General features: G+C 60.4%; 20 protein-coding genes and 3 pseudogenes. 11 read left to right on the forward strand and 12 right to left on the reverse strand.

Annotated features, from left to right (window positions below; genetic code table 11):
* The first annotated feature begins 222 nt into the window (after positions 1 to 222).
* Both argF and D3879_RS13265 read left to right on the forward strand, forming a co-directional pair.
* Complete coding sequence (gene argF / locus D3879_RS13260; RefSeq protein WP_119954684.1) at positions 223 to 1,143, forward strand: ornithine carbamoyltransferase; 921 nt, start codon at positions 223 to 225, stop codon at positions 1,141 to 1,143.
* The gene (locus D3879_RS13265) at positions 1,140 to 2,249 is read left to right on the forward strand and encodes an ABC transporter ATP-binding protein (protein ID WP_119954685.1); all 1,110 of its coding nucleotides are present in this window, start codon (positions 1,140 to 1,142) and stop codon (positions 2,247 to 2,249) included. The genes argF and D3879_RS13265 overlap by 4 nt, the downstream gene beginning before the upstream one ends.
* On the opposite strand, the gene D3879_RS13270 is transcribed toward D3879_RS13265, so the two are convergent.
* Positions 2,231 to 3,001: a GGDEF domain-containing protein gene (locus tag D3879_RS13270; protein ID WP_158592082.1), complete on the reverse strand. Its 771-nt coding sequence runs from the start codon at positions 2,999 to 3,001 to the stop codon at positions 2,231 to 2,233. The genes D3879_RS13265 and D3879_RS13270 overlap by 19 nt on opposite strands.
* Positions 3,002 to 3,097: 96 nt before the next feature.
* Between D3879_RS13270 and D3879_RS13275 the strand changes: the two genes are divergently transcribed.
* Positions 3,098 to 3,874: a type IV pili methyl-accepting chemotaxis transducer N-terminal domain-containing protein gene (locus tag D3879_RS13275; RefSeq protein ID WP_119954687.1), complete on the forward strand. Its 777-nt coding sequence runs from the start codon at positions 3,098 to 3,100 to the stop codon at positions 3,872 to 3,874.
* Between the two features lie 156 nt (positions 3,875 to 4,030).
* Here the strand turns inward: D3879_RS13275 and glpK are convergent, their stop codons facing one another.
* Positions 4,031 to 5,518, reverse strand: a complete 1,488-nt coding sequence (glpK, locus tag D3879_RS13280) for a glycerol kinase GlpK (protein ID WP_119954688.1) — start codon at positions 5,516 to 5,518, stop codon at positions 4,031 to 4,033.
* Between the two features lie 63 nt (positions 5,519 to 5,581).
* On the reverse strand, positions 5,582 to 6,052 hold the full coding sequence (gene ybaK, locus D3879_RS13285; RefSeq protein WP_119954689.1) for a Cys-tRNA(Pro) deacylase: 471 nt from the start codon (positions 6,050 to 6,052) through the stop codon (positions 5,582 to 5,584).
* Between the two features lie 240 nt (positions 6,053 to 6,292).
* On the opposite strand from ybaK, the gene D3879_RS13290 reads away from it, so the two are divergent.
* From D3879_RS13290 to D3879_RS13305, 4 genes are all read left to right on the forward strand, one after another.
* Entirely contained in the window at positions 6,293 to 7,051 is a 759-nt protein-coding gene (locus D3879_RS13290) for a DeoR/GlpR family transcriptional regulator (protein ID WP_119954690.1), read from the forward strand.
* Positions 7,052 to 7,185: 134 nt separating this feature from the next.
* Complete coding sequence (gene glpD / locus D3879_RS13295; protein WP_119954691.1) at positions 7,186 to 8,724, forward strand: glycerol-3-phosphate dehydrogenase; 1,539 nt, start codon at positions 7,186 to 7,188, stop codon at positions 8,722 to 8,724.
* 171 nt (positions 8,725 to 8,895) lie between these two features.
* On the forward strand, positions 8,896 to 11,394 hold the full coding sequence (locus D3879_RS13300) for an autotransporter family protein (protein ID WP_119954692.1): 2,499 nt from the start codon (positions 8,896 to 8,898) through the stop codon (positions 11,392 to 11,394).
* A 37-nt stretch (positions 11,395 to 11,431) separates the two neighbouring features.
* Positions 11,432 to 12,322 carry an alpha/beta fold hydrolase gene (locus D3879_RS13305; protein ID WP_238474231.1) on the forward strand — a complete coding sequence of 297 codons (891 nt, stop codon included), beginning with the start codon at positions 11,432 to 11,434 and terminating at the stop codon, positions 12,320 to 12,322.
* On the opposite strand, the gene D3879_RS13310 is transcribed toward D3879_RS13305, so the two are convergent.
* Together D3879_RS13310 and D3879_RS13315 are read right to left on the reverse strand one after the other, a co-directional pair.
* Complete coding sequence (locus D3879_RS13310; protein ID WP_119954693.1) at positions 12,216 to 13,235, reverse strand: alpha/beta fold hydrolase; 1,020 nt, start codon at positions 13,233 to 13,235, stop codon at positions 12,216 to 12,218. The two genes, D3879_RS13305 and D3879_RS13310, sit on opposite strands and share 107 nt — an antisense overlap.
* A gap of 420 nt (positions 13,236 to 13,655) precedes the next feature.
* Positions 13,656 to 14,834, reverse strand: a pseudogene (locus D3879_RS13315) (5-methyltetrahydropteroyltriglutamate--homocysteine S-methyltransferase); the annotation flags it as partial.
* Positions 14,835 to 15,059: 225 nt separating this feature from the next.
* Here D3879_RS13315 and metR point away from each other — a divergent pair.
* Entirely contained in the window at positions 15,060 to 15,977 is a 918-nt protein-coding gene (metR, locus tag D3879_RS13320; RefSeq protein WP_119954694.1) for a transcriptional regulator MetR, read from the forward strand.
* Between the two features lie 116 nt (positions 15,978 to 16,093).
* Here the strand turns inward: metR and D3879_RS13325 are convergent, their stop codons facing one another.
* Positions 16,094 to 17,194: a polyamine ABC transporter substrate-binding protein gene (locus tag D3879_RS13325; protein WP_119954695.1), complete on the reverse strand. Its 1,101-nt coding sequence runs from the start codon at positions 17,192 to 17,194 to the stop codon at positions 16,094 to 16,096.
* Positions 17,195 to 17,317: 123 nt separating this feature from the next.
* Positions 17,318 to 18,133: a carbon-nitrogen hydrolase family protein gene (locus tag D3879_RS13330; RefSeq protein ID WP_119954696.1), complete on the reverse strand. Its 816-nt coding sequence runs from the start codon at positions 18,131 to 18,133 to the stop codon at positions 17,318 to 17,320.
* A gap of 135 nt (positions 18,134 to 18,268) precedes the next feature.
* Between D3879_RS13330 and D3879_RS13335 the strand changes: the two genes are divergently transcribed.
* Both D3879_RS13335 and D3879_RS13340 read left to right on the forward strand, forming a co-directional pair.
* Positions 18,269 to 19,063 (forward strand): helix-turn-helix transcriptional regulator, encoded by a 795-nt coding sequence (locus D3879_RS13335; protein WP_119954697.1) that lies wholly within the window; start codon positions 18,269 to 18,271, stop codon positions 19,061 to 19,063.
* A 267-nt stretch (positions 19,064 to 19,330) separates the two neighbouring features.
* A complete protein-coding gene (locus D3879_RS13340; RefSeq protein ID WP_119954971.1) occupies positions 19,331 to 19,702 on the forward strand; it encodes a nuclear transport factor 2 family protein in 372 nt (123 codons plus the stop codon).
* A gap of 337 nt (positions 19,703 to 20,039) precedes the next feature.
* Here D3879_RS13340 and zapE read toward each other — a convergent pair whose 3' ends face one another.
* The 5 genes and pseudogenes from zapE to D3879_RS13360 form a co-directional block, all read right to left on the reverse strand.
* Complete coding sequence (zapE, locus tag D3879_RS13345; protein ID WP_119954698.1) at positions 20,040 to 21,167, reverse strand: cell division protein ZapE; 1,128 nt, start codon at positions 21,165 to 21,167, stop codon at positions 20,040 to 20,042.
* Positions 21,168 to 21,711: 544 nt separating this feature from the next.
* Positions 21,712 to 22,389: a transglutaminase-like cysteine peptidase gene (locus D3879_RS13350; RefSeq protein ID WP_119954972.1), complete on the reverse strand. Its 678-nt coding sequence runs from the start codon at positions 22,387 to 22,389 to the stop codon at positions 21,712 to 21,714.
* Positions 22,390 to 22,961: 572 nt separating this feature from the next.
* A complete protein-coding gene (locus tag D3879_RS26305) occupies positions 22,962 to 23,309 on the reverse strand; it encodes a hypothetical protein (protein WP_147411140.1) in 348 nt (115 codons plus the stop codon).
* 85 nt (positions 23,310 to 23,394) lie between these two features.
* Positions 23,395 to 23,472 (reverse strand): annotated as a pseudogene (locus D3879_RS13355) (hydrolase); the annotation flags it as partial.
* Positions 23,473 to 23,510: 38 nt separating this feature from the next.
* Positions 23,511 to 23,789: pseudogene (locus tag D3879_RS13360) on the reverse strand (pirin family protein); the annotation flags it as partial.
* Between the two features lie 226 nt (positions 23,790 to 24,015).
* Between D3879_RS13360 and D3879_RS13365 the strand changes: the two are divergent.
* The gene (locus tag D3879_RS13365) at positions 24,016 to 25,260 is read left to right on the forward strand and encodes a flavin monoamine oxidase family protein (protein WP_119954699.1); all 1,245 of its coding nucleotides are present in this window, start codon (positions 24,016 to 24,018) and stop codon (positions 25,258 to 25,260) included.
* Positions 25,261 to 25,325: the final 65 nt, after the last annotated feature.

Below are 25,325 nucleotides of genomic sequence, written 5' to 3' on the forward strand. Positions count from 1 at the left end.
GGGCACTGAGCGCAAGAATAACCGTTGCTACAGGCGCATTAGTTAACCTCTGCAGACCGCGTAGTTATTGAACTCTAATGACATGGCGCGACATTTCCTTATAAGATCGCGCCTTCCCCATTTCGTCGCACCGTGCGGCCCCTCAGCCGCTGGTCCCGCCTGCTTTTCTCGGAAAACCTGGCTTATCGATCGGCGCAACTGTTGTACAAAAGGTAGTTAATGATGAGCGCAAGGCACTTTCTCTCGCTAATGGACTGCACGCCCCAAGAGCTGCTGGGCCTGATTCGTCGCGGCATCGAGCTGAAAAACCTGCGCAATCGCGGCGTACTCTTCGAGCCGCTGAAGAATCGCGTTCTCGGGATGATCTTCGAGAAAGCCTCGACCCGCACCCGCCTGTCGTTTGAAGCGGGCATGATCCAGCTCGGCGGCCAAGCGATATTCCTCTCCCCGCGCGACACTCAGCTAGGCCGTGGCGAGCCGATCAGCGACTGCGCAATCGTCATGTCGCGCATGCTCGACGCGGTGATGATCCGTACCTTCGCCCACAGCACCCTGAGCGAGTTCGCCGCGCATTCGCGAGTCCCGGTGATCAACGGCCTGTCGGATGACCTGCACCCCTGCCAACTGCTGGCCGACATGCAGACCTTCTTCGAACAACGTGGCTCGATCCAAGGCAAAACCGTGGCCTGGATCGGCGACGGCAACAATATGTGCAACAGCTATATCGAGGCCGCACAGCAGTTCGACTTCCAGCTACGCGTCGCCTGCCCCGAGGGTTACGAGCCGAATGCCAAGTTCCTCGCCCAAGCTGGAGATCGCGTGACCATTGTCCGTGATCCACGTGAGGCCGTGGCCGGTGCTCATCTGGTGAGCACCGACGTGTGGACGTCGATGGGCCAGGAAGAGGAAACAGCTAAGCGTCTGGCGCTATTCAAACCCTATCAGGTGAACCGCGCCCTGCTTGATCTGGCTGCCACTGATGTGCTGTTTCTGCACTGCCTGCCGGCCCACCGCGGCGAAGAAATCAGCGAAGACCTACTCGATGACCCGCGCTCGGTGGCCTGGGATCAGGCAGAAAATCGCCTGCACGCGCAGAAGGCGCTGCTGGAGTTCCTGGTCGAACCGGCATACCACCACGCATGAGTCATCCTCTGCTGCTTAACCTGCGCGACCTGGCTTGTGGCTACCGCGAGCAAAGAGTCGTGCAGAACCTCCATCTGCATCTGAACGCCGGTGATATCGGCTGCCTACTCGGACCCTCCGGCTGCGGTAAGACCACCACGCTGCGCGCCATCGCCGGTTTCGAACCGGTGCTGGAAGGCGAGATTCAGCTAGCCGATGAAGTCATCTCGCGCGCCGGTTTCACCCTGGCGCCGGAGAAGCGCAGGATCGGCATGGTATTCCAGGACTATGCACTGTTCCCCCATCTGAGCGTGGCCGAGAACGTCGCCTTCGGTATCCGCAAACACCCCGAGCGTGAGCGGGTGACCGCCGAACTGCTGGAACTGGTCAAACTGTCCGCGCTGAGCAAGCGCTACCCCCATGAGCTCTCTGGCGGCCAGCAACAGCGGGTGGCCCTAGCCCGCGCGCTGGCCCCGGAACCGCAACTGCTGCTGCTCGACGAACCCTTCTCCAACCTGGATGGCGAGCTGCGCCGACGCCTCAGTCATGAAGTGCGCGACATCCTCAAGGCGCGTGGCACCAGCGCGATTCTGGTCACCCATGATCAGGAAGAAGCCTTCGCCGTCAGCGATCACGTCGGCGTGTTCAAGGAAGGCCGGCTGGAGCAATGGGACACGCCCTACAACCTCTATCACGAGCCTCTGACGCCGTTTGTCGCGAGCTTTATCGGCCAGGGCTACTTCATCCGGGGCCAACTGCTCAGTCACGACTCGGTGCAGACCGAATTGGGGGTGATCCGCGGCAACCGTGCTTACACTTGGCCGCCCGGCAGCGCTGTGGATGTGTTGCTGCGGCCGGACGATATTGTCTACGCCCCGGACAGTGAGCAAAAAGCCTTGATCGTCGGTAAGACCTTCCTCGGCGCCGCTACCCTGTACCGCCTGCAACTCGCCACCGGCAGCCAGCTGGAATCGATCTTCCCCAGCCACGCCGATCACCAGCCGGGCGAGCACGTCGGTATTCGCGTCGCCGCCGATCACCTGGTGGTATTCCCGGCCCAGGGCAGTGTCGCCGCGCAGGTCGCATTGCCTGACTCCGGCGTGCGCCGTTACAGCAGCACCACCTGATCGCGGCCGTTGCCCTTAGCCTGATACAGCGCACTATCGGCCCGCTGCATGGTGTCTTCCCAAGGCTCCACGGAGCAATAGCGGCTCACGCCGACCGACAGGGTCAGGCGCAACTCCGGACAATTCTGCCAACTGGTACCACGCAGGGTTTGCCGCAAGCGTTCGAGCACTTGCTGGGCACCTGCCACGTCGGTGCGCGAGAGCACCAAGAGAAACTCCTCGCCGCCTAAGCGCGCGACAAAATCCACATCGCGCACCGCCTGCTCAAACAACCGCGCCAGCTGACACAGCACGCTATCGCCACCAGCATGCCCATAGCGGTCGTTTACGCCTTTGAACAAATCCAGATCGATCAGGCACAAGACAAAGCCATAGGTGCCGCGGTCGGCCAAAGCCTTTTGCTGGCCGAGGATGTCCTTGGCGAAACGACGGTTGTACAGCCCAGTCAGCTCATCGGTAATCGCCAGGTGCTGGATGCGCTCCAGCGCCTGCTGCAAATCACGGTTGCGCTCCTGCAGAGCATCGCGCAACCCGCTCATTTCCAGGCCGAGGATGGACACCCCGCCCATCAGCACGAAGAACGCCAGTGCGCGGATCGACTCAACGCGCAGATCAACAGCCGCGCCCTGCTGCAGCAAAACAGCTATCAACACGGCATAGCAGGCTGCGGCGAACAGTCCGACTCGGACGAAGCCAGCCAAATTGAGGCGAAAGGCGCCGTTGCGGTGGACACCCAGAAACTCTGGGCGCAACTGCAATACACCTACTGACGAGACAAGCCCCGGCATGCCGGGGCATTGAATTTGCGTGGCGGCCGCAATGCCGCCGCGCCCCCAGGAGACATTCAGATGCTCAAGCGCCTCCTCCTGCTGATCGGCCTGAGCCTGCTCAGCCTGCCTAGCTGGGCCCTGCTCAGCGATGCCGAAGCCATGAACCTGTCTGGCATGCAGCGCATGCTCAGCCAACGCATCGCCAAGAACTACCTGATGATAGGTGCGGAGATCCGCGCCGAGGTGGCCATCCAGCAGCTCGACCAGAGCGTGGCCAAATTCGAGAGCAACTACCAAGCCCTCAGCCAATACGCACCCACCGACGAGATTCGCATCGCCCTCAGCGACACCGGGAAGACCTGGAACAGCTACCGTGAACTGGCGCTGTCACTCCCGGACAAACAGCAGGCCCCACAGCTGCTGGAACTGAGCGACCAGCTGCTGGTCCAGAGCGAGAAGCTGGTGCAACTGATCGAACGCCATACCGGCAGCCAGGGTGCGCACCTGGTCAACCGCAGCGGCCGCCAGCGCATGCTCAGCCAACGCATCGCCAAGCTCTATGTAGCCATCAGCTGGCACCTGCCGATCAGCCAGCTGGATGCGCAATTCCAGCGCGCAGTGGATGAGTTCGATGTGGCGCTGAAAGAACTACGGAGCGCCGAGCAGAACACCCCGGCAATCCGCAAGGCCCTGCAACAGGTGGATGCGCAATGGAGCTTCGCGCGCACCGGCTTCCGTCTCTCGGCCGACTCGCACTACGTACCGACGGTGATCGCCACCACCACCGAGACCCTGCTGTGGCAGATGAACGAGCTGACCTCGCAGTACGAGACCGTGATGCTGGCCGGCTCGTGAAGCAACCCGCAGTGCTGATTCGGGCGTAGGAGCGGATTTATCCGCGATAGGGCGTTCGAGTCCATCGCGGATAAATCCGCTCCTACCAAAAGCCGGCTGGGTTTCGCTGGAAAACCCCTCGACCCATCCTAGCCAGCGCGTCTTACCTAAACCACTTCAGCCCTCGCTGCGCACCCGCTGCACGGCATCCAGCCAGCCGGCGTAGAGTTTGCTGCGGTGATCCTCTGCCATCCGCGGGGTAAAGCGCTGCTGCCGATGCCAGTGCCTGCCGATGGCCTCCAGGTCAGGATAGAGACCTGCCTGCAGCCCGGCCAAGTACGCCACACCTAGCGCGGTGGTCTCGGTCACTTCCGGACGCTCCACCGGCACGCCAAGGATGTCGGCGAGAAACTGCATGACCCAGTTGTTCTCCACCATGCCGCCATCGACCCGCAACGCACTGGGTGCCGCGGCACCGTCCTGGCGCATGGCCTCGAGCAGGTCGCGGGTTTGATAGCAGACCGACTGCAGGCCCGCAGTGACGATTTCCTTGATTCCAGTATCGCGGGTCAACCCGAAGATCGCCCCCCGCGCCTTCGGGTCCCAGTACGGCGCACCGAGCCCGGTAAAGGCCGGCACCAAGTAGACGCCGCAGGAATCGCCAGTTTGTTCGGCCATGGCCTCGGTGTCGCGCGCATGGCTGATCAGCTTGATCCCATCGCGCAGCCACTGCACCGCCGCGCCGGCGACGAAAATGCTGCCCTCCACCGCGTAGGTGACCTTGCCGTGCAGGCGATAACCGACGGTGGTGAGCAGGCGATTCTGCGAGGTGACAGGCCGGTCGCCGGTGTTCTGGATCATGAAGCAACCGGTGCCGTAGGTACTTTTCACCATACCGGGCTGGAAACAGGCTTGGCCGATCAGCGCGGCCTGTTGGTCGCCGGCCATACCCAACACCGGGATGCTGGCACCAAGCAGGCTCGCGTCAGTGCAGCCGAAGTCCGCCGCACAATCCAGCACCTCCGGCAGCAGGCTGGCGGGGATGTCGAACAGTTTGAGCAGCTCGGCGTCCCACTGCTGCGAGTGGATATTGAACAACGAGGTGCGCGAGGCGTTGGTCGCGTCAGTTTTGTGCGACTTGCCTCCGGTCAGGCGCCACAGCAGGAAGCTATCGACGGTGCCGAAGCGCAACTCACCCCGCTCGGCGCGCTCGCGGGCACCTGGCACATGCTCAAGAATCCAGCGTAATTTGGTGGCAGAGAAATAGGGGTCGATCAGCAGCCCGGTCTTGGCCGCCACTGCGGCCTCATGGCCAGCTGCCTTGAGTTCGGCACAATAATCGGCGGTACGTCGATCTTGCCAGACGATCGCCGGATGGATTGGCGTACCGCTGAGAGCATCCCAAACCAGAGTGGTTTCCCGTTGGTTGGTAATGCCGATGGCGGCGATTTCAGAGGCCTTCAGCCCACTTTGCTGCAACGCCTCACGGCAGACCTTGAGAGTGGTCAGCCAAAGGTCTTCGCCGTCATGCTCGACCCAGCCATCCTTGGGAAAATACTGCTTGAACTCCTGCTGCGCCCGCGCCACCGGCAAGCCCCGGGCACTGAAGACAATCGCCCGACTGCTGGTAGTGCCTTGGTCGATGGCAAGAAGGTACTGGGGCATCACGGCTTCCTTATTATTTTGACGGCGTAATTGTTGCGATTCCAACCGGCGATTTGCGTTGGTTTAATCGCGGCCGATGGCGGCGAACTGCGCTTGGCACTGTTGCGCGAGGACATCCGCGGCCAATTCCACTTCCAAGCCCCGGCGACCGGCACTGACATAGATAGTCGAATGCCGTTTGGCAGATCCATCGATAAAGGTGCGCAAACGCTTCTTCTGCCCCAACGGGCTGATACCGCCGAGCAGATACCCGGCGGCCCGCTGCGCGGCGGCCGGGTCGGCCATATCGGCCTTTTTCACCCCGGCGGCCTGAGCCAGCGCTTTTAGATCCAAACTGCCGGCGACCGGCACCACCGCGACCAACAACTCGCCCTTCTCGCTCGCCGCGAGCAGCGTCTTGAACACCCGCGCCGGCTCCAGACCAAGCTTCTCCGCCGCCTCCAGCCCATAGGAAGCGGCCTTGGGATCATGGCTATAACCGTGGACCCAGTGCTCGGCACGGGCTTTCTTCAACAGGTCGATGGCAGGGGTCATGTTCGAATGTGAAAATAATCTGACAAAGTTCGCGTACCTTAGAGGCTGCTTTGAAAAAAGTCGAGCGAAGGTCAGGCAAGGCAAAAATGGCTGAGGACGCGGAGTTTACGAGCTGTAAATGAGCAGTCCGAAGCCATTTTTAACGCAGCATCACCGATGCGCAGACATTTTCAAACAGCCTCTTAGCCGGAAAACGCCGCGCCGACAGCCTATAATGCCGACCAAAACAAGGAAGCCTGCATGAACCTGGCGCCCCGACAGCAAAACATTCTCGACCTGGCCCGCGAGCGTGGCTACGTCAGTATCGACGAACTGGCGCAAGCCTTTGTCGTGACCCCGCAAACCATCCGCCGCGACATCAATCAGCTGGCCGAACAAGGCCTGCTGCGGCGCACCCATGGTGGCGCCGCGAGCGAGACCTCCAGTACACAGAACACCGCCTACGCCATGCGTGCCGGGCTGATGCGCGAAGAAAAGCAGCGCATCGCCGAGGCCATCGCCGCGCAGATCCCCGACAACGCCTCGCTGTTCATCAGCATCGGCACCACCACCGAAGCCATCGCCCGCGCCCTGCTCAATCACCGCGGGCTGAAGGTGATCACCAACAACCTGCACGTTGCCGCCCAGCTCAGCGACAAAGCCGACTTCGAGGTCTTGATCGCCGGTGGCACGGTGCGTAGCGATGGCGGCATCGTCGGCCAGGCCGCGGTCGATTTCATCCAGCAGTTCAAGGTCGACTTCGCCCTGATGGGCATCAGCGGCATCGATGAAGACGGCAGCCTGCTCGACTTCGATTATCAGGAAGTGCGGGTCTCCCAGGCGATTATCGACAACGCCCGGCAGGTCTTCCTCGCCGCCGATTCGAGCAAGTTCGGCCGCAATGCGCTGGTGCGCCTGGGCTCTATCGGCCTGGTCGACCGAGTCTTCACCGACAGCGCGCCACCTGCAGCGGTGGCTCGTTTGCTGACGCAGCAGAAGATTCAACTGCACCTGGTCTGACCCTGCCGCAAATAAAGCCCCACGCACAACCATTCGGCGCGCAAGCGAACTTGCGGCTGGCCAATGGTGAAGCATTCGACTACCATTTTCGAAAATGAACATTGAAAGTTCACTTTCGACTTTAGAGGCTCGCAATGCGCTCAAACCACAACCACAACAACTCGCTTGCCGAAGTCTATGACCTCGCGGTAGTGGGGGGCGGCATCAATGGTGTGGGCATCGCCGCGGATGCGGCTGGGCGCGGCCTGTCGGTGTTCCTTTGCGAAAAGGACGATCTCGCCCAACACACCTCGTCCGCCAGCAGCAAACTGGTCCATGGCGGCCTGCGCTATCTCGAACACTACGAGTTCCGCCTGGTCCGCGAAGCCTTGGCTGAGCGCGAGGTGCTACTGGCCAAGGCGCCGCATATCGTCAAACCACTGCGTTTCATCCTCCCCCACCAGCCTCATCTGCGTCCGGCCTGGATGATTCGCGCCGGTCTGTTTCTCTATGACCACCTGGGCAAGCGCGAGAAACTAGCCGGCTCACGTAGCCTGCGTTTCGGCGCCGGCAGCCCGCTGAAAGCCGAGATCAGCCGCGGCTTCGAATACTCCGATTGCGCGGTCGACGATGCTCGTTTGGTCGTGCTCAACGCCATGACCGCGCGGGAGCGTGGCGCCCATGTGCATACCCGCACCCGTTGCGTCAGCGCGCGGCGCAGCAAAGGGCTCTGGCATATCAACCTGGAACGCACCGACGGCAGCCTCTATTCGATTCGCGCTCACGCCTTGGTTAATGCCGCCGGCCCATGGGTGGCGCGCTTTATCCAGGATGATTTGCAGCAGAAGTCGCCCTACGGCGTCCGCCTGATCCAGGGCAGCCATATCATCGTGCCGCGCCTGTTTGACGGCGAGCAGGCGTACATCCTGCAAAACGAAGACCGGCGGATAGTCTTCGCCATTCCTTATCTGGAACGTTTTACCCTGATCGGCACCACTGACCGCGAATACCAAGGCGACCCAGCCAAGGTCGCGATCAGTGAGGAGGAAACCACGTATCTGCTGAAGGTGGTCAATGCCCACTTCAAGCACCAGCTCAGCCGCACCGACATCCTGCACAGCTTCGCCGGGGTGCGGCCGCTGTGCGATGACGAGTCGGATGATCCCTCGGCCGTGACGCGTGACTACACCCTGTCGTTGTCGGCATGTCCAGGCGAGGCACCGCTGCTGTCTGTCTTCGGCGGCAAGCTGACCACCTACCGCCGACTCGCCGAGTCAGCCCTGGCGCAACTCGCGCCGCACTTCCAGAACCTGCAACCGAGCTGGACCGCCAGCGCCCCGCTACCCGGTGGCGAACAGTTGGAAAGCCTGAGTGCGTTGATCGAAGCGTTGTGCGAAAGCTTCGGCTGGCTCCCCACCCAAGTGGCCCGGCGCTGGGCCAACACCTACGGCAGCCGTGTGTGGAGGTTGCTGGATGGCGTACACGAGCTCAGCGATCTCGGCGAACACCTGGGCGCCGGCCTGTACACCCGCGAAGTGGATTATCTGTGCCGCGAGGAATGGGCCATGGAAGCAGCCGATATTCTCTGGCGGCGGACCAAGCTGGGGCTGTTCATGACCCCAGGGCAGCAGGCGAAGTTGAGGGATTACCTCAAGAGCGAACACCCACACCAACCGAACGAGCATGCCGCCTGAGCAGTTGCTTTCAGAAGGGCTCCGCTCGCCGATTTCGAGAGTGGCTCCCAGAAAAGTCCAAAACCTACTAGCAGTTCACTACTGACCACTTTAATCTTTGCCCTGCTTATAGGGCTCACTCGACCGGTGCGGCTCCACCAAGGACGACCCAACTTGAACAAGGACAGTTCAATGATCATTCGCTTTGCTCGTAAAACCCCGTTAGCCCTCGTCATCGCCGCCAACCTGAGCCTGTCACTGACTGCCCAGGCACAGACCTACGACCTCAGCCAAGGCGCGCCGCTGGCATTCAATACTAACCAGAATCAGCCCCTGACCTTTATTGGCAGTGCCAGCGGCAATACGGACCTGATCGATTTCGGCGGCATTACCGTGCAGGGCGCAGTCACCAACAATGCCCAGCTCAGCGCCAGCGGCCCGTCCAACAGCGCCATAGACTTCGACGCCAGCACTATCAATGGTAACGTCACCAATACCGCCAACTTGAGCAGCAGCGGCAATCCGGCCAGCACACTCAATTTCGGCATGAGCCGGGTGCAGGGCGACCTGATCAATAGCGGCACCATCTCGGTCACCGGCATTCCCGATCCGGCTGACGACGAAACGCCCAATGCGCTATTGATCTGGAACAGCCAGATAACCGGCAAGCTGCACAACACCGGTAGCCTGATCGCCAATGGTCAGGACAGCTTTGCCTTGAAGATTGAGAACGGCAGCCAGATCGCCCACGGCATTCAGAACGATGGCAGCATTCGCGCAACTGGCCAACGCGCGACTGGCTTGTATGTCGGTGATAACAGCAGCGTCGGTGAAATCATCAGCAACCAGGGCACTATAGAGGCACTAGGTGCAGGCTCCCGCGGGATTGTGCTGGACCAGAACACTAATAACGTAATCATCGTCAATGGCAGTACCGTCCGCACCGAAGGAGTCGCCATTGATATCCTTCCAGGTAGCCATCTCTCACGCCTTACTCACGACGGCGATTTGATCGAAGGAGGCGAGACTGCCATTCGAGGCGCTGGCGTAATCAATTGGGAAGGCGGCACCATTCGCGGCAAGATTCTCGACAACTTCGTGATCAACGTGCTGGGGAAAGCGACCTTCGACGGTGACTATATTCAGGCGAAGCATTTGGAAATTTCCTGGGACGACTACCATCCCCAGCAGCCAGAATATCAAGGTTACCTGCAACTCCAGCGCCCCCATACCACGCTGGATGGCAATCTGGAATTACTGGGCGCCGGGGCTACTCTGGAAATGCTGCTCAGCCAGGCCACAGATCCCAGCCGCCCGGTACTGGATGTGTCCGGCAATGCCGAGATAGAACCCGGCACCCGCGTATTGCTCACGCCCAAGCCGAATGACTTCAGCACTAACGGCACCCAGCCCTATCAGCTGATTCGTGCGAACAGTTGGGAGAGATTCGATCTGACCCCCAATGCCCCCTCCAATGCACGGGTGCCGGTGACTATTGCCGACATCAATGTGCAAAGCAGCTCGGCGTTGCTGCAGGTGCAGGGTTATCAGCTCCAAGGCAATACTCTGATCGCCCAGTTGCAGATGCAGAGCGGTGCGGCTGCGGCCGATGTAATCGCCGGCCAAGGCGCCAGCCAGAACGCCCAGGCGGCGATTCAACCGATCTCCGAACAGCTCTCCCAGCTCTCCGCGCAGGACCCGCTGTTCCAGACCTTCGCCAACGCCGACGTAGCGCAAACTACCCGCCTGGCCGAGCAGTTGGGCCCCGATGTCAACGGCGCCGTCGGCAAGACCGCCATCAGCAACCAGAACCTGCTCGGCAACGTTCTGCAAGGGCGCAGCGCCAGTCTGCGCCAGGGCTTGTCCTCCGGCGATGGCCTGAGCGAGACCGGGGCCTGGGTGCAGGTGCTGAACAGCGATGCCGATCAGGGCGAGCGCAACGGCATTCCCGGCTATGACGCCGACAGCCAGGGCATCGCCGTCGGCGCCGATGGCAAGCTGAATCCGCAGACCACCCTGGGCTTGGCCTATAGCTACCTGACCAGCGACGTTCGCAGTCAAACGGGCAAGACCGATATCGAAGGCCATGCACTGACCCTCTATAGCGGCTTCGAGCAAGGTGCCTGGTTCGTCGACGCCGGCCTGACCTATGGGCGGAGCGATAACCAGAGCAAGCGCTATATCGCCGGCACTCGTGCCAAGGGCGATTACGACAGTGACCTCCTGGGCTTCAACCTGCTTGGCGGCTATGGCTTCGACCTGGGCCAAGGCCTGTTGCTGGAGCCACGTGTGGCGGCGCGCTACAGTAACGTGCTGATCGACAGTTTCCGCGAGAAAGGCTCGTCGGCCGCGCTCGCCGTCAACGAACAGCGTTTCGAGGTGGGTGAGCTAGGTGCCGGCGTGCGCCTGGCCGGCAACTTCGCCGCCGGCCAAGGCAGCCTGGAGCCGGAAGCCAAGCTGATGGCCTATCACGACTTCATCGCCGATCAAGTCAGCAGCACCAGCGCCTTCGTGGTTGGCGGCACGCCCTTCATCACCAATGGGGCGAAGCCGGCCCGCGACAGTTACGAAGCCAGCCTGGGGGTGACTTACCACCTCGGCGCGGTCAGCGTCGGCGTCAGCTATGACTACCTGACTAAGACGGACTTCTCCGCCGACACCCTGCAGGCCAGGGTCCGCTACGATTTCTGACCTGAGCAGTCTGTGCCAGGGCCCGCGTCAGCGGGCCTTGCTTTACCTATTCAGTTTGGCCGCCGTACTGGCCGGCTGCAGCCAGCCCAACGCCAGGCTGGAGCAACTGGCGCGGCAACACGACCATCAGTTGGCCAGCCTGCAGACCTCCCACTTCGACCTACGTGTTGCGCTGCCGGACTCAGCTCCGCCGAGCACTCGTCTGCGGGTGTACCTGGAGGGCGACGGCCGCGCCTGGATCACCGCGACCCAAGCCAGCCTGGACCCGACTCCCCGCGACCTGCTGCTGGCTCGCCTGGCCCTCGCAGACCCGCGTCCCAGCGTCTACCTGGCCCGTCCCTGTCAGTTCATCCAGTCGCCGGGCTGTGCGCCGCGCTACTGGACGGATGCGCGCTTCTCGGAAGCAGTGCTGAGCAGCCTGGGCCAGGCCCTGGACCAGCTCAAGCGACGCTATGGCAACCACGACTTCGAGCTGATCGGCTACTCCGGCGGCGGCGCACTGGTGTTGCTGCTGGCCGCGCACCGGAATGACATCGCCCAGGTGCAAACCCTGGCCGGCAACCTCAGCCCCCGGCAGTGGGCGCGCGAGCAGGGCCTGGCTCGGCTAACACAATCATTGGAGCCACTGGACTTCGCCGAGCGCCTGCGCGAACTCCCCCAACGCCATCTGGTGGGAGACGCCGACCGGGTCGTGCCAGCCAGCCTGCTCCAGCGCTACGCCGGCCGGCTAGGCCAGCCCCGCTGCATGCAACTGGCCGTTCTGCCTGACGTCGAGCATGGTGTTGGCTGGCCCGAGGCTTGGCAGTACTGGCGCGACAGGCCTATTGCATGTAAGTCGTCGGCGGCTGCGGCAGATGAGCCCACTGCACGGTCGGCTGCCGATGTGCTTCCAAGTACGGCAGTACCGCCGCCAGCAACGGCTCCTTGAAGGCCTCCTGAAAGCGGTGGGCAAGCCCCGGAATCAGCTTGAGTTCGGCGCCCTGGATATGCGCGGCGACATGCACGCCGTGCATCACCGGCAACAGCGGGTCGGCGGTGCCATGCACCACCAGGGTCGGCACACGCAGGCGGTTGAGCAGTTCGACCCGGCTTGGTTCGGCGAGAATGGCGAGAGTCTGCCGCTGCACCCCTTCCGGGTTGAAGGCGCGATCGTAAGCGATGGCGGCCTGCTGCAAGAGGAGTTGACGGTCGTCGGCGACTTTCGGGCTACCAAGAGCCGCGAGCAGGTCCGTCTGTTGTTCGATTGCCACGGCGCGGTTCGGTGCCTCCCGCCGCGCCAATAACTGCAACAGTTCCGGGCTCGGTGCGGGCAGACCTTGGGCGCCGGAACTGGTCATCAGCAAGGTCAGGCTCTGCACCCGACCAGGAGCCATATCGGCCATGTGCTGGGCGATCATGCCACCCATGCTGGCACCCAACACATGGAAGTTTTGCACGCGCAGCGCATCCATCAGGCTCAGCGCGTCGCTGGCCATATCGCTCAGTTGATACGGCGCCGACACCGACAAACCGACCCGGTAACGCAGCACTTCATACGTCAGGTTGATCGTCGGGGCTGCGTGTGTCCAGGTCGACAGGCCGACATCGCGATTGTCATAGCGGATCACCCGGAAACCTTGCTCGCAGAGGGCTGCGACCACTTCATCCGGCCAGTGAATCAATTGCCCACCCAGGCCCATGACCAGCAACAGGGCTGGGTCAGAGTCGCGACCGATACTCTGGTAGGCGAGACTCACCTCGCCCAGGTCGGCCAGTTGGGTCGGTACATTGACCTCACAGCGAGATGCCGCAAAAGACGGCACGCCGCACACCAGTGCAGCCAGGAAAAGTAGCGCACGCATAGAAAACACCAAAACGCAGAACCCCAGTAGGACGCGAGTTTGGTGATATTCATTCGGGCGCGCTGCCACAGAACCATGACAGTTTGATGAAGATTGCCGAATGGTCATTCCGGCAGTGATTCTGTAGGGCGTTAAAACCTGTAGGAGCAGGCTTGCCCGCGAAGCTTTTGCTTGAAGGGCTTCGCGAGCAGAGCTCGCGCCGACAAGAGCAGCAGCCATGCTCAACGTTTTTATTTGCGCCGGTGCCTGACTCCGTAGGCTGGGTAGAGCGCAGCGAAACCCCGCGTCGTGCAATGCTGGGTTTCGCCAAAGAACGGCTCTACCCAGCCTACGAGCCTGCTGGATTCCCACCTGCGCGGGGAATGACGGTCAAGCCACTTGGCTGCGCAATTGCCGCGCCGCCGCGACCATGTTGATCAGCGCTCGGCTCGCCTGCACCGCACGGCTTTCGGCCAAGGCCGCTTGCACGGTGGGGTCTTCCGGCGCGCTCAGCGCCTTAGCCAGTACGGCGACCTCGCTACACTTCTGCACAGCGAAGGCCAGCCAACTGCTCAGTTCGGCATCCAGCCGATCTTCACGGTTCAGATCCACCGGGCTATGCAACAACGAGCAGGAACCAGCCACCCAGAGGTTAGCGCCGAAGCGCAGTTGTGCCTCCTGCAGTTGCGCCAGGGCCTTTTCCAGATCGCAGCGCCAGACGTTGCAGCCATTGACCACGCCCAGCGACAAGACTTTGTAGTTCGGCAGCCGATCGAGCACCACCGCCAGTTGCTCCGGCGCGCGTACCAGATCGATATGCAGACCTTGCACCGGCAGCCCTACGGCCAGCCCGAGGTTGTCTTCCAGGCCGCCGAAATAGGTGGCGATCAGCTTTTTCAGCGGTGAGAACTGCAACAGGTGATAGGCGCGCTCGAAGGCGTTTTTCCAGTCTTGCGGCAAGTCCAGCGCGAGGATCGGCTCGTCGACCTGCACCCATTCCACTCCCTGCCCGGCCAAGCGGCCGAGGATTTCACCATAGAGAGGCAGCAGGCGCTCGAGTAGATCCAGCTTGTCGAAGCTGTCGCCTTTGGCTTTGCCCAACCACAGGTAAGTCAGCGGGCCGATCAGCACCGGCTTGACGCTATGGCCCAGCGCGTGCGCCTCTTCGACCTCTTCGAACAGCTGTTCCCAGCTCAGCTGGAACTGTTGGTCATGGCTGAATTCAGGGACCAGGTAGTGGTAGTTGCTATCGAACCACTTGGTCATCTCTTGCGCATGGGCGCCGCCGCAGGTTTGGCTGCTCTTGTTACCAACAGCGCCGCGCGCCATGGCGAACAGGGTATCCAGGGTCGGCAAGCCGGCTTGCGGGCGAAACCGCTCGGGGATCACGCCGAAGCACAGCGAGTGCGTGAGCACCTGGTCGTACCAGGCGAAATCGCCCACCGGCAGCAGCTCGATGCCGGCGTCTTTCTGAACCTGCCAATGGCGGGCGCGCAACTCACGGCCCACCGCACGCAAGCCGGCTTCGTCGAGATCGCCTTGCCAATAGGCTTCCAGCGCCTTTTTCAGTTCACGGTCGCGACCGATACGAGGGAAACCAAGGTTGTGAGCCAGGGCCATGACAAAACACCTCCATGCAAATGATGGAAGCATTGTCGACAGGCACCGCACCATGAGACAAACTCAACGTATTCGCGTTGATCGATAGATTAATTCATGATTAGCTTTTTTTAACCCGTAGGAGCGAGCTCTGCTCGCGATGCTTTTGCGTTGCCTGCATTCGCCAGCAGACCTGGCTCCTACAAAGAGCTCGACGCATACCCATATCACCATGAGGTTCGCTGCATGCTGGAATTTCGCCACCTCAAAACTCTGCACGCCTTGCGCGAGGCCGATAGCCTGGTCGATGCCGCCGAGCGCCTGCACCTGACCCAATCCGCCCTCTCCCACCAGTTCAAGGAACTGGAAGAGCGCCTGGGCATGCCGTTGTTCGTGCGCAAGACCAAACCTGTGCGCTTCTCCAGCGCCGGCTTGCGCCTGCTGCAATTGGCCGATGCGCTCTTGCCACAGTTGCGCGCCGCCGAGCGCGACATGGCGCGACTGGCGGGCGGCACCGCCGGGCGTCTGCACATGGCGATCGAATGCCACAGCTGCTTCCAGTGGCTGATGCCGACCATCGACCAATTTCGTGATGCCTGGCCGGAAGTCGAGCTGGACCTGGCCTCGGGCTTCTCCTTCGCGCCACTGCCGGCCCTGGCTCGCGGCGATCTGGATCTGGTGGTGACATCGGACCCACTCGAATTGGCCGGCATCACCTATGTGCCGCTGTTCACCTACGAGGCCATGCTTGCGGTGGCCAACCAGCACGGGCTGGCGAACAAGCCGTACATCGTGCCGGGCGACCTGGCCAAGGAAACCCTGATCACCTATCCGGTGGAACGCGACCGTCTGGATATCTTCACCCGCTTTCTCGAACCGGCCGATATCGAACCGGCGCAAGTGCGCACCTCGGAGTTGACGGTGATGATGATGCAGCTGGTGGCTAGCGGGCGTGGTGTGTGCGGCCTGCCGAACTGGGCGCTGCATGAGTACAGCTCGCGTGGCTACGTGACAGCCAAACGCCTCGGCGACAAAGGCCTGTTCGCCACGCTGTACGCCGGCATCCGCACCGACATGCTGGATGCGCCCTTCATGCGCGACTTTCTACTCACCGCCAAGGACACCTCCTTCTCCACGCTGGAAGGAGTCAGCGCGGCGCGATAATGGCTGACCGGCCGTGAAGCCGTGGCGGATGGGTTAAGCCGCAGGCCGTACCCATCCTTGCGCGCGGAATGATGGGCGTCGCTGCGCTCAACCCATCCTACAAACTGGCAGGCCAATCAGTTTCCGGTCTTAACCCTGCTCCAGACGCGGGTGCGCACTCGCTCGGCCTTGTGCGGCAGGGGCTCAAGGGCGAACAGCGTGTCCATGACCGCTTTCGAGGGATATACCCCCTGGTTCTCGCGGATCTCCTGGGAGACCAGGGGTGTGGCGTCCTTGTTGCCGTTGGGGTAGCCGAGGAAGTTGGAGGTATCGGCGATCACATCGGGGCGCAGCATGTAGTTGATGAACGCCTTCCCCTCCTGCGGATGCTGCGCATCCTTGAGCAGTACCAGGTTCTCCACCCAGACCGGCGCGCCTTCGCGCGGGATGCGGTATTCGATGCGGCGCCCGTTCTTCGCATGCTTGGCTGTCTGCTGCGCCTCGAATACGCCACCGGCCCAGCCCAGTACGACACAGATATTGCCATTGGCCAGATCGGAGATGAACTTGGAGGAGTCGAAGTAGCGAATGTGCGGGCGCAGCTTGAGCAGGAGCTCCTCCGCCTTGCGGTAGTCCCCCGGGTTGGTGCTGTTGGAGGGCAGGCCGAGGTAGTGCAGCGCGATGGGCACGATATCGCCAGGGCCGTCGAGCATGGCCACGCCGCACTGGCTCAGCTTGGACAGGTTGTCTTCCTTGAAGATCAGGTCCCAGGAATCGACAGGCGCACCCTCGCCGAGAATCGCCTTGACCTTGTCCACGTCATAGCCGATGCCGGTGGTGCCCCACAGATAGGGAACCGCGTAGCGATTTCCGGGATCGTTGACCTGCAGTTTGGCGAGGATTTCTGGATCCAGATGGGGCCAATTGGGCAGCTGGTCGCGATCCAGTTCCATCAGCACGCCGGCCTTGATCAGGTTCGGCAGGGTGCTGTCGGTGGCGACCACCACGTCATAACCACTACCGCCGGTCATCAGCTTGCTCTGCATCAATTCGCTGCTGTCGAACACGTCATAGACCGTGTTGATGCCCGTCTCTTTCTGGAAATTCTTCGTCACGTCCGGGCCGATGAAGTCGTACCAGTTGTAGATGTGCACGGCCGGGGCATCGGCCAGGGCCGTGCTCAGGCCGAGGCTGAACAACGAAGCCAGGGCGAATTTCATACTGCGGGTCGGGTTCATTTGGATCTCCTGAGCGGTAGCTTGATCTGGCGGGCCTTGCCGAGGGCTGCCCTCCAGATTGGCTACTGCTGCTGCGCATTGTTGGTTGTGGTGGTGGAGCCGAAATCGGCGCAAAGCCTGGGCTCAGGGAATCAGCAGTTCGCGGCGGCCATCGGCATGCTCGATGCGCTCGCCGGGCAGGATCAGGCGCTGGTCGTCCAGGTAGTCGTAATCACGGCGGGCGGCCTCCAGCTGGCTCAGATCGAGCTCGACGCCGAACTGGCACTCTTCGCGGCCGGCTTCGCTGAGCATCCGGCCAAAGGGATCGACCACTGCACTGCCGCCGGCGAAAACCAGGCCGCCATCGCCCTCGCCCACCCGATTGACCATCAGCGCAAAGGCTTGGTTTTCCTGGGCGCGCGCCATGATCGCGGTGCGGTGCGTGGGACCATAGGGGTCCATGTTGCCGTTGGTGACTATGATCAGCTCGGCGCCCAACTGCGCCAGCGCACGGGCAGATTCGGGGAACTCGATGTCATAACAGATCAACATCCCGACCCGCAGACCGTTCCACAGGCCGGTGGAGTAGCGATCCCCCGGAGAGACCAAACCACGCTCGTCAGGCCACAAATGAGTCTTGCGATAGCGCAGCGCGATGCCTTCCGGGGTGATCAGCAGCGTGGTGTTGTAGTAGCGGCCGGCATCCACCTCGGCGACACCGATGACCACGGCGACATTGCGCTCGCGCACGGCGCGTTGCACCGCCTGTACGGTCGGCCCATCCAGCGGCTCGGCCACCTGGGCGACGGTCTCGGCACTGGGAAAACCCATCAGCTGGGTTTCCGGGAAGACGATCAACTGGGTATCGATCGCACTGGCGGCGATGGCGTCCAGGGCGCGTTGCAGGTTGTAGGCGGTATCAGCGTCACGACCGGCAAGCTGAGCGAGTTCGACCTTCATGGGTATACCTTCTTGTAGTTATTCAACTCAATGACCCGCGCCGGCCTCGCCAGAACCGCAGGTATGGAGGCAGTATGCGCATCAGGTGCGCACGGGGTAATTACGCGGGCGTGGTAACCCAACAGGGGTAGAGGTATGACTCTCTCGCTACAGGACATCGCCTGGCATCGCTCGGTCGGGCAACTGATCGAGGCGTTGGACAAGCCGAATTTCTGGACGTTGCTGGTACGTCTGCTCGGCCAGTATGTGACGTTCGACAGCTGGGTGGTGCTGCTCTTCAGCTCCGAACTGCGGCCCCAGGTGTTCGCCGAATGCCCAGGCGTTGGCGGTGGCCCCGATCCGCTGTTTCAGGATTATCTGAATGGTCTGTACCTGCTCGACCCCTTCTATATCGCCAGCCGCGAACAGGCGCAGACCGGTTTCTTTCACCTTGCCGAAGTGGCCCCGGAATACTTCGAGCAGACCGAGTATTACCAGCGCTACTTCCGCCTGAACGTGGTGGCCGATGAGATTCAGTTGAACTGCCAACTGGATGCCGACCGCACCCTGTGCCTGTCGCTGGGCTCGACCCAGCGATTCACAACCGAACAGATCGCCTTGCTCTCGCTGATTCAGCCCTGGGTGATCGCCCTGCTGCGCCAGCGCATGCCGTTCGAGGAACTGGCACCCACTCAGCAGCCACAGCCCGCCGCGCACTGGCGAACGCAGTTGGAAGCATCGGTCAGCCAGCTCAAAGGCGCGCAACTGACCGTCCGCGAGTTGGACGTCGGGCGCCTGATGCTCAGTGGCTGCTCGAGCAAGGAGATCGCCCGCAAGCTGGATATCTCCGTGGAAACCGTGAAGGTCCACAAAAAGCACATGTACAGCAAACTCGGCATCAAATCGCAGTCCGAGCTGTTCTCGATCTTCCTCCAGGCACAGGGCGCCTGACAGGGTTAGGGGTTTCACCCGTATATGGACGCCTCCCGGTTTGCGCGGGCAGTTTAAGTAGGCCGGGGGCAACCCCAGCTGGCCTGGATCACGTGCCCATGTCTCTTACGCACGGCTATCGGTCAAAAGCGACGTGACCTCATTTCACCAAAGATCTTTCGCGCACGATGCTAGTCTTTCAGATTGGCCAGTCCTTGGAAGGACTGTCGATCAACCTTAAAGACACAGTGCTTGGCGAGAGCACCCAGGATGTCAGGGGTGAATGAAATGACTATTCACACGACAGACAAAGAAGACATTAACCTCGTGGTCCGCAATTACGTAATAGGCATGGTATCAGCAGACGAAGCCTTATTGCGGCAAGCCTTCCATCCCTCTTGTTACATCATCGGCCACTATCATGGAGCGCTTGAGTGGTTATCCCTTGATGACTTCGTTAGCGCCATCAAGATTGAAGGCCCAGCCGCAAGTGATGCAAAACCCTTTTGGGAGATAAAATCCGTAGATATCACGGGCGATGCCGCCGCTGTAACAGTAGTCGATGATTATATCGGGATGAGATTTACAGATTACTTATCGCTGCTAAAAATAAATAATCGCTGGGTCATTATCAATAAGCTTTATTACTACCATGACTGAGAAACCCAAAGCAAACCGAATAAAAGATCTCAAGATCATGACTTTATACAAGTCCTAGCAACTCTCTGAAAGCCAAGACCGGCGTCTTGGCTTTTTTATGCTCCGGCTAACCAACCAGCGTTTAATGACCTTTCGATCGACCGCATCGAAATACAACTTTTGGCATCTGCTCGCATAGCGACATATGCGATAAGCCGAGGTAATACCAGCCTGAATTCCAAAGAGAAAGAGCCAATACCGTATCTAAGACAGTGCGCGTCGATAGTTCCCACGCTCTGGTGTGGGGACTGTAATAGGTGCGACCGAAGCTGGCTAAGATCTTTAAGTGAAAGCCGGGTCAGGCTCTACAAAATCGTTGTAGCTGCATTTCCCGCAGGCGACTGAGGGTGCGGCGGAACGGAAAGGACAGATACCCCTGGGTGTACAGTTCCCCCAGCGGCACCTGGGCTTCCAGGTAGAGCGGAACCCGGCGGTCGTAGCATTCATCCACCAGCGCAATGAAACGCCGCACGCTATCGTCATGCACGGACAGTTCGGGCAGCTGACGATCACCGGCAACCACCCGCTCTACCCCATCTTCAGTGCCTCGGGCAATCTTGGCCGCTCTTTGCCGGCCACTCAGATTAGGTACATCGCTAAGCAAAATGGCCGAGAAGCGATCGCACAAGACAATGAAATCCAAGGCAGACAGTGGCTGCTCGCACAGGTCGGCATAGCGACACCAGATCACTTGCTCACTGTGCTGCATCACTGAAATGGGCCGGCGCCCAAGTACAAGGGGCTCGGCAGTAGCCTGCCGGCCTGCGGTCAACCGCCTGAAAACCTCAGTCAACACGCTTGGTTGGCCTGGATTTGCGACCCAATAGCGCTGATGTTCTGCGCCCGGATGCAAGCGGTGATCCTGCCCGCCATCTACACCAACAACCTGCATATAACGGTTAATGGCGGCAATGGCCGGCAGAAAACGCTGCCGATTGAAACCATCGGCATACAAGTGTTCTGGTGGCTGGTTTGACGTCGCGACCAGCACCACCCCCTGCTCGAACATCACCTGCAGCAGCCGACCTAGGATGATTGCGTCGCCAATGTCACTGACAAACAACTCGTCAAAACACAGCACGCTGACCTCTTCACTCAGCTCGCGGGCCAGCGCCTGCAAGGGATCTGCCGTGCCGGTCAACTGGAATAGGCGCAGGTGCACCCAACGCATGAAGTGATGAAAATGCTGCCGCCGAGCAGGTACGCGAAGGCTCTGGTGAAAGCGATCCATCAGCCAGGTCTTGCCGCGCCCGACCGGCCCCCAGAGATAAACCCCGGCCACCGACTTCGCTCGGCTGCCGTCCTGATGTAAGGCCTGATGGCAGCTTTGCAGCAACCTCGCTGCCTGCCATTGAGCTTCATCCGACTTGAAGCCATCCTGGTCAATGGCCTGCTGATAGGCAGCCAGGGGGGACACGACATTCATATTGAAAAGTAACCGCTCAATAATCCCCACCTGTTGATAGCGGGGGTAGTGTTTTACAGGGCCGCGACTGGCATTCACACCCACGGCGGCAACGCTACTTGGTACTTAGCAAACCCGCCACTGCAACGCGAGACAATTACTGCGCGACCATGATTTCGCGCGAGCGGCGCTGCTATTCCTCGTAAGTCAGAGTGTCACGGTTGAGTCGCTAGGTAAGCCAGCCTCGCGACGGGGACTGTTGAAAACATGCAGGGCGGCCTCTCAGCACGCCAACGAGTCTCTACCTTGTAGAAACTCCTACTACAGCCTCGAGGCAGTATCCGGTCTTATTCACCTAGGAAAGGTCGGGAACAGTGCGTTGGGCTTCAGGCCCAATACCCAGCGCAACCAGGCTCCGAGCGAAGCACCAAAGACAATAAGCCCGGAATAGGCTGGCGCCATTACCACAAGAAACTTCACGATATCGGTCGTCGAACTGAGAGTGCTATTGAGCTAGCCCGCCAAGTGACAGTGGACAAGTTAGGTCATCCCTACTTATGGAGACTCAACCCTGCTCCGCAGTGAAGCCCTCTTGCCGCATCTTTTGCAGCAGCGCCTGCCAATAAGGCAGGTGCTCCGTATCTCCAACGCGCTTAAGACCTTCTGCCTTAACAAAATAGAGCCCTTTGGCATCAAAGGCATAGAGCAGCGACAAATCCTGTCGTTCAGAAGCGGGGAGGATGCTATTGATCAGGTTGTCCAGCACTAGAGGCTCGGCGGCCGGCGTTGCGTGGTAGGTCACCACCATGTGCGCCTGGTTCAGCTTCAGTGCTTTGGCATAGGTGATCCGCAGCTTTTCCTCGGGTACACCCAGTTGGCGCAGGGTGAAATACTTGACCAAGGAAAAGTCCTCGCAGTCCCCAGCCCCTTTGACCAAGGTCTCGATCGGCGTCGCCCAATAGTCGCTCTGCTTCCAGAGAACGATGTCGCCACTGAAACGAACATGACGGTTGAAGTACTGGTTCACCGCCTTCAGTTTTTCCATTTCAGGTAGGTGCCGACTGCTCTCGATCAGGTCGCTCCAGGAGAGGAGGTGATCCGTGGCTGGACTCATTCGCCCGTAGCGCTTTTCCGCCTTGCGAAGGATCTTTTCGAAACTCCAGCTTGCCTTAGCTTCGGCCGTGCCAAAGAGCAAGCTTCCGCTAAGAGTCGTGACTACGACCGCCCGCCACAAAGCACACATGTATTTGGACTGAGAGACTTGCTGGAGCAACAGGATAGATCTCCGTGAATGCGGCCATGGCCGGGTTCAACTTAGCGGATCAATCCATTGAGATAATGATGAGGATCGTGCTTTCTCAAACAGTTCTGTGGCGGGTCTACCGTCCAGAACACTGCCATTTTTCCTCAACAAGCCGACTCACGCGCCGCGTGTCTACGCACCTGAGTAAGGTAATTGGTTAAAACTTGATCACAATAGCGTCATTTCAAGCTATTGATCAACATTCCACCGTCGGATTGACGATGGGGCGAGTGGTTTGCAGAACTCATCGAGCTGCAGGGCTGCGCTCTAAAGTAGGGGCTGGCGGAAGCACAGCCGTCCTGGCCGCCGGAAATCCCAAAGCCTGGGTCTAGCGGCGATCCCGCACCACGCTGATCCACATGGAGCTGAGTCTGGTGTTGTCGCGCAGGCCATGTTCGCGCAAAGCTCCTTCTGACATGCTCCAAGATCGGCTTGGTTAAGCCTCGGTCAGATTTTACCGCTCCAGGCGCTCGGAACTCGCTCTGAGCGCCTGGAGCGCTAAGTCTCCTCACTCAATGCCCGTATTCGATCCTCTGTTGGTGGATTAGAGATTTGTACTGGGGTGCCGGTCCCTTGATCGGCTGTGCATCATCGGGCTCAACCTGCGGGCCGGCAGCAGTGGGCTGCTCTTCGAGCAGTTGGGTAAAGCGCTGACTTTCATCCTCTCTTGCTCGAGCTTGGGCAACATCATTATTAAGCATGCGATATTGCAACAGGCGATCACTGCCGTTTTCCGCCAGTAAGTAGGCAGGCTCCTGCTCGAACGATGGGAGCGGCGCGCTGGTTGCTTGCCCCGAGGTGGTGGCTGCAAGTGCCACCAATAGGCCGCTGAAGGCCGTTACGCTGAATATCGACTTCATGGTGTCATCCTCCATTCCCCCCCTACCCCTGAAATTAGACGGATGAATGAGGGGGTTTGTTACAAACCCATTTCGCGGTCTGATGGGCGGTACTCCTCCAGGCCAAGCACACACTGGTGAGAGTGCCGGCGATGACCAAGGTCTTCTTTCCGGTCGCTTTGACTGGCCTGGCGCAGCCATCTTGTCGCGGGTCAACTCGGCGGAGTGGAATTCCTCGTGCAGGATTCCTGAGGTTGCCGCCATCCACTGCACGTCACCAGGGCCGATCAGGCCGCCACTGCCTGTCGAGTCACTGTGCTCCAGTTCGCCTTTGTAGACGATGGTGACCGTCCCGAAGCCGCGATGAGGGTGCTGGCCAACACCACGCGGGCGCTGCGCCGGGGCGGAGTCCTGTGGCCCTGCATAGTCGAGCAGTCGAAAGGGGCGAATGTGTTTGCCGAGGCTGTCGCAGGAAGACCGAGGCTGTGTAAAAACGTAAATCCTGGATGTTTTAGGGGGTACTTGCCCCCATACCCAAGTGGAGAAAATCGCTTGTAGCGCCTTACAGGAGGTCGGTTTTCTACCAAGTTGATCTCTCTGGGCGTTTTTACACAGCCTGGGCCATTAGCAGACACTCACCAAATCAGGCTGCAGACTAGGCATCACTCTGGAAAAGCTCTGCATAGGCGCCTAAGGTCAGTGACCTTTCATCTCGCTGGTTGACCACATGAAGACGCTAGCTCGTATCCCTACGGCGTGGCATGTAACCCGCTGGTATGCAGATCCCTATAGTCGTGGCGCCTACAGTGCGCTCTTGCCTGGCTGCCGAGCTGAGCATAGAGAGATACTTGCACGCCCCGTTGATGGCCGCCTCGTATTGGCAGGTGAGGCAGTAAACCCACAGAACCCTGGTATGACTCATGGCGCCTGGGACAGTGGTGTGGCTGCTGCCCAATGCGCCCTCGCCGCCGGAGCTCGCCGAGTTATTGTCATAGGTGCCGGCTTTGCAGGGCTTGCCGCAGCGTCGAGCCTATCGGCAAAGGGGGTTCAGGTAATCGTACTGGAAGGGCGTGATCGCCTAGGTGGGCGAGCACATACGGCATCTTTGGGGCAGATGCGGGTGGACGTCGGCGCGGCATGGCTACAACAGTTCGAGCACAACTCGCTTGCTCGGTACGCGGAGTCTCTGGGTCTTGCGATGGTTGAAACGGACTTTTCCCAGCCTCTCTCGGCGGCATCTGATGGCTACCTGCCGGATATCGATGCGGCCTACGAGGCCCTCAAGGCTGGGGTTGATCGCAGCCTGCCGCTGAAAGATGGCGTTGCTCAGTACCTGACTTCGCTTTCAGCCGCCGAGTGTCGTGCCGCTCGGTATGCCATTGATGCGAACCTGATTTCGGAAGCAGGGCTGCCACTCGACCTGCTCTCTCCGGATGCCTTGGACGAGCCGGGTGTGGGAAACGGCGATCGCTATCTGCCTCAGGGATACATCCAACTCGTCGAGCATGTAGCCAGGGGACTCGATATACGGCTTGAGCGTCCGGTGAGCAGCATCTCCTGGAACGAGCAAGAGGTTAGGGTTGAGGGCGAAGTGGGTGATTTCTGCATCTGTACTGTTCCTGCCGGCGTGCTGAAAGATCTGAAGTTCACACCGGGATTACCCACCGAACATCAGCAGGCGCTTTCCTTTCTTGGCATGGGGATGATTGAGAAGGTCGTTCTCCAGTTCGGCGAACGCTGGTGGCCGGTATCTCAAAGCGGTTATCTGCGCTGGTTCGACACCCCGGCCAATTGGGGCGAATGGCTTGATCTGACTGATGGCGTGGGCGTTCCAACGGTGGCCGGACTGATTGCGGCGGATGGGGTTGCTCGTCACTACCATGCGCAAAGCGACTATCAGGTTGCCTTGGCTGCTGCTGAGAAGCTTTCGGCCTGGGCAGACACTCTGAACTCGGCGATGCCGGGCGGGTAAAACCCGCATCGTTGCCTATGCGCGATTTTGCAGGGTCGATTTCTTCCTCTCAACCTGAGCGGGCG

This window comes from Pseudomonas cavernicola (assembly GCF_003596405.1).
In the GTDB taxonomy this organism is placed as follows: Bacteria; Pseudomonadota; Gammaproteobacteria; order Pseudomonadales; family Pseudomonadaceae; genus Aquipseudomonas; species Aquipseudomonas cavernicola.

What these genes read in the sequence shown, in the direction of transcription:
- argF (WP_119954684.1), top strand. Translation starts at nt 223, where the DNA reads ATGAGCGCAAGGCACTTTCTCTCGCTAATGGACTGCACGCCCCAAGAG.
- D3879_RS13265 (WP_119954685.1), top strand. Translation starts at nt 1,140, where the DNA reads ATGAGTCATCCTCTGCTGCTTAACCTGCGCGACCTGGCTTGTGGCTAC.
- D3879_RS13275 (WP_119954687.1), top strand. Translation starts at nt 3,098, where the DNA reads ATGCTCAAGCGCCTCCTCCTGCTGATCGGCCTGAGCCTGCTCAGCCTG.
- glpK (WP_119954688.1), bottom strand. Translation starts at nt 5,518, where the DNA reads ATGCCCCAGTACCTTCTTGCCATCGACCAAGGCACTACCAGCAGTCGG.
- ybaK (WP_119954689.1), bottom strand. Translation starts at nt 6,052, where the DNA reads ATGACCCCTGCCATCGACCTGTTGAAGAAAGCCCGTGCCGAGCACTGG.
- D3879_RS13290 (WP_119954690.1), top strand. Translation starts at nt 6,293, where the DNA reads ATGAACCTGGCGCCCCGACAGCAAAACATTCTCGACCTGGCCCGCGAG.
- glpD (WP_119954691.1), top strand. Translation starts at nt 7,186, where the DNA reads ATGCGCTCAAACCACAACCACAACAACTCGCTTGCCGAAGTCTATGAC.
- D3879_RS13300 (WP_119954692.1), top strand. Translation starts at nt 8,896, where the DNA reads ATGATCATTCGCTTTGCTCGTAAAACCCCGTTAGCCCTCGTCATCGCC.
- D3879_RS13310 (WP_119954693.1), bottom strand. Translation starts at nt 13,235, where the DNA reads ATGCGTGCGCTACTTTTCCTGGCTGCACTGGTGTGCGGCGTGCCGTCT.
- metR (WP_119954694.1), top strand. Translation starts at nt 15,060, where the DNA reads ATGCTGGAATTTCGCCACCTCAAAACTCTGCACGCCTTGCGCGAGGCC.
- D3879_RS13325 (WP_119954695.1), bottom strand. Translation starts at nt 17,194, where the DNA reads ATGAACCCGACCCGCAGTATGAAATTCGCCCTGGCTTCGTTGTTCAGC.
- D3879_RS13330 (WP_119954696.1), bottom strand. Translation starts at nt 18,133, where the DNA reads ATGAAGGTCGAACTCGCTCAGCTTGCCGGTCGTGACGCTGATACCGCC.
- D3879_RS13335 (WP_119954697.1), top strand. Translation starts at nt 18,269, where the DNA reads ATGACTCTCTCGCTACAGGACATCGCCTGGCATCGCTCGGTCGGGCAA.
- D3879_RS13340 (WP_119954971.1), top strand. Translation starts at nt 19,331, where the DNA reads ATGACTATTCACACGACAGACAAAGAAGACATTAACCTCGTGGTCCGC.
- zapE (WP_119954698.1), bottom strand. Translation starts at nt 21,167, where the DNA reads ATGAATGTCGTGTCCCCCCTGGCTGCCTATCAGCAGGCCATTGACCAG.
- D3879_RS13350 (WP_119954972.1), bottom strand. Translation starts at nt 22,389, where the DNA reads ATGTGTGCTTTGTGGCGGGCGGTCGTAGTCACGACTCTTAGCGGAAGC.
- D3879_RS26305 (WP_147411140.1), bottom strand. Translation starts at nt 23,309, where the DNA reads ATGAAGTCGATATTCAGCGTAACGGCCTTCAGCGGCCTATTGGTGGCA.
- D3879_RS13365 (WP_119954699.1), top strand. Translation starts at nt 24,016, where the DNA reads ATGAAGACGCTAGCTCGTATCCCTACGGCGTGGCATGTAACCCGCTGG.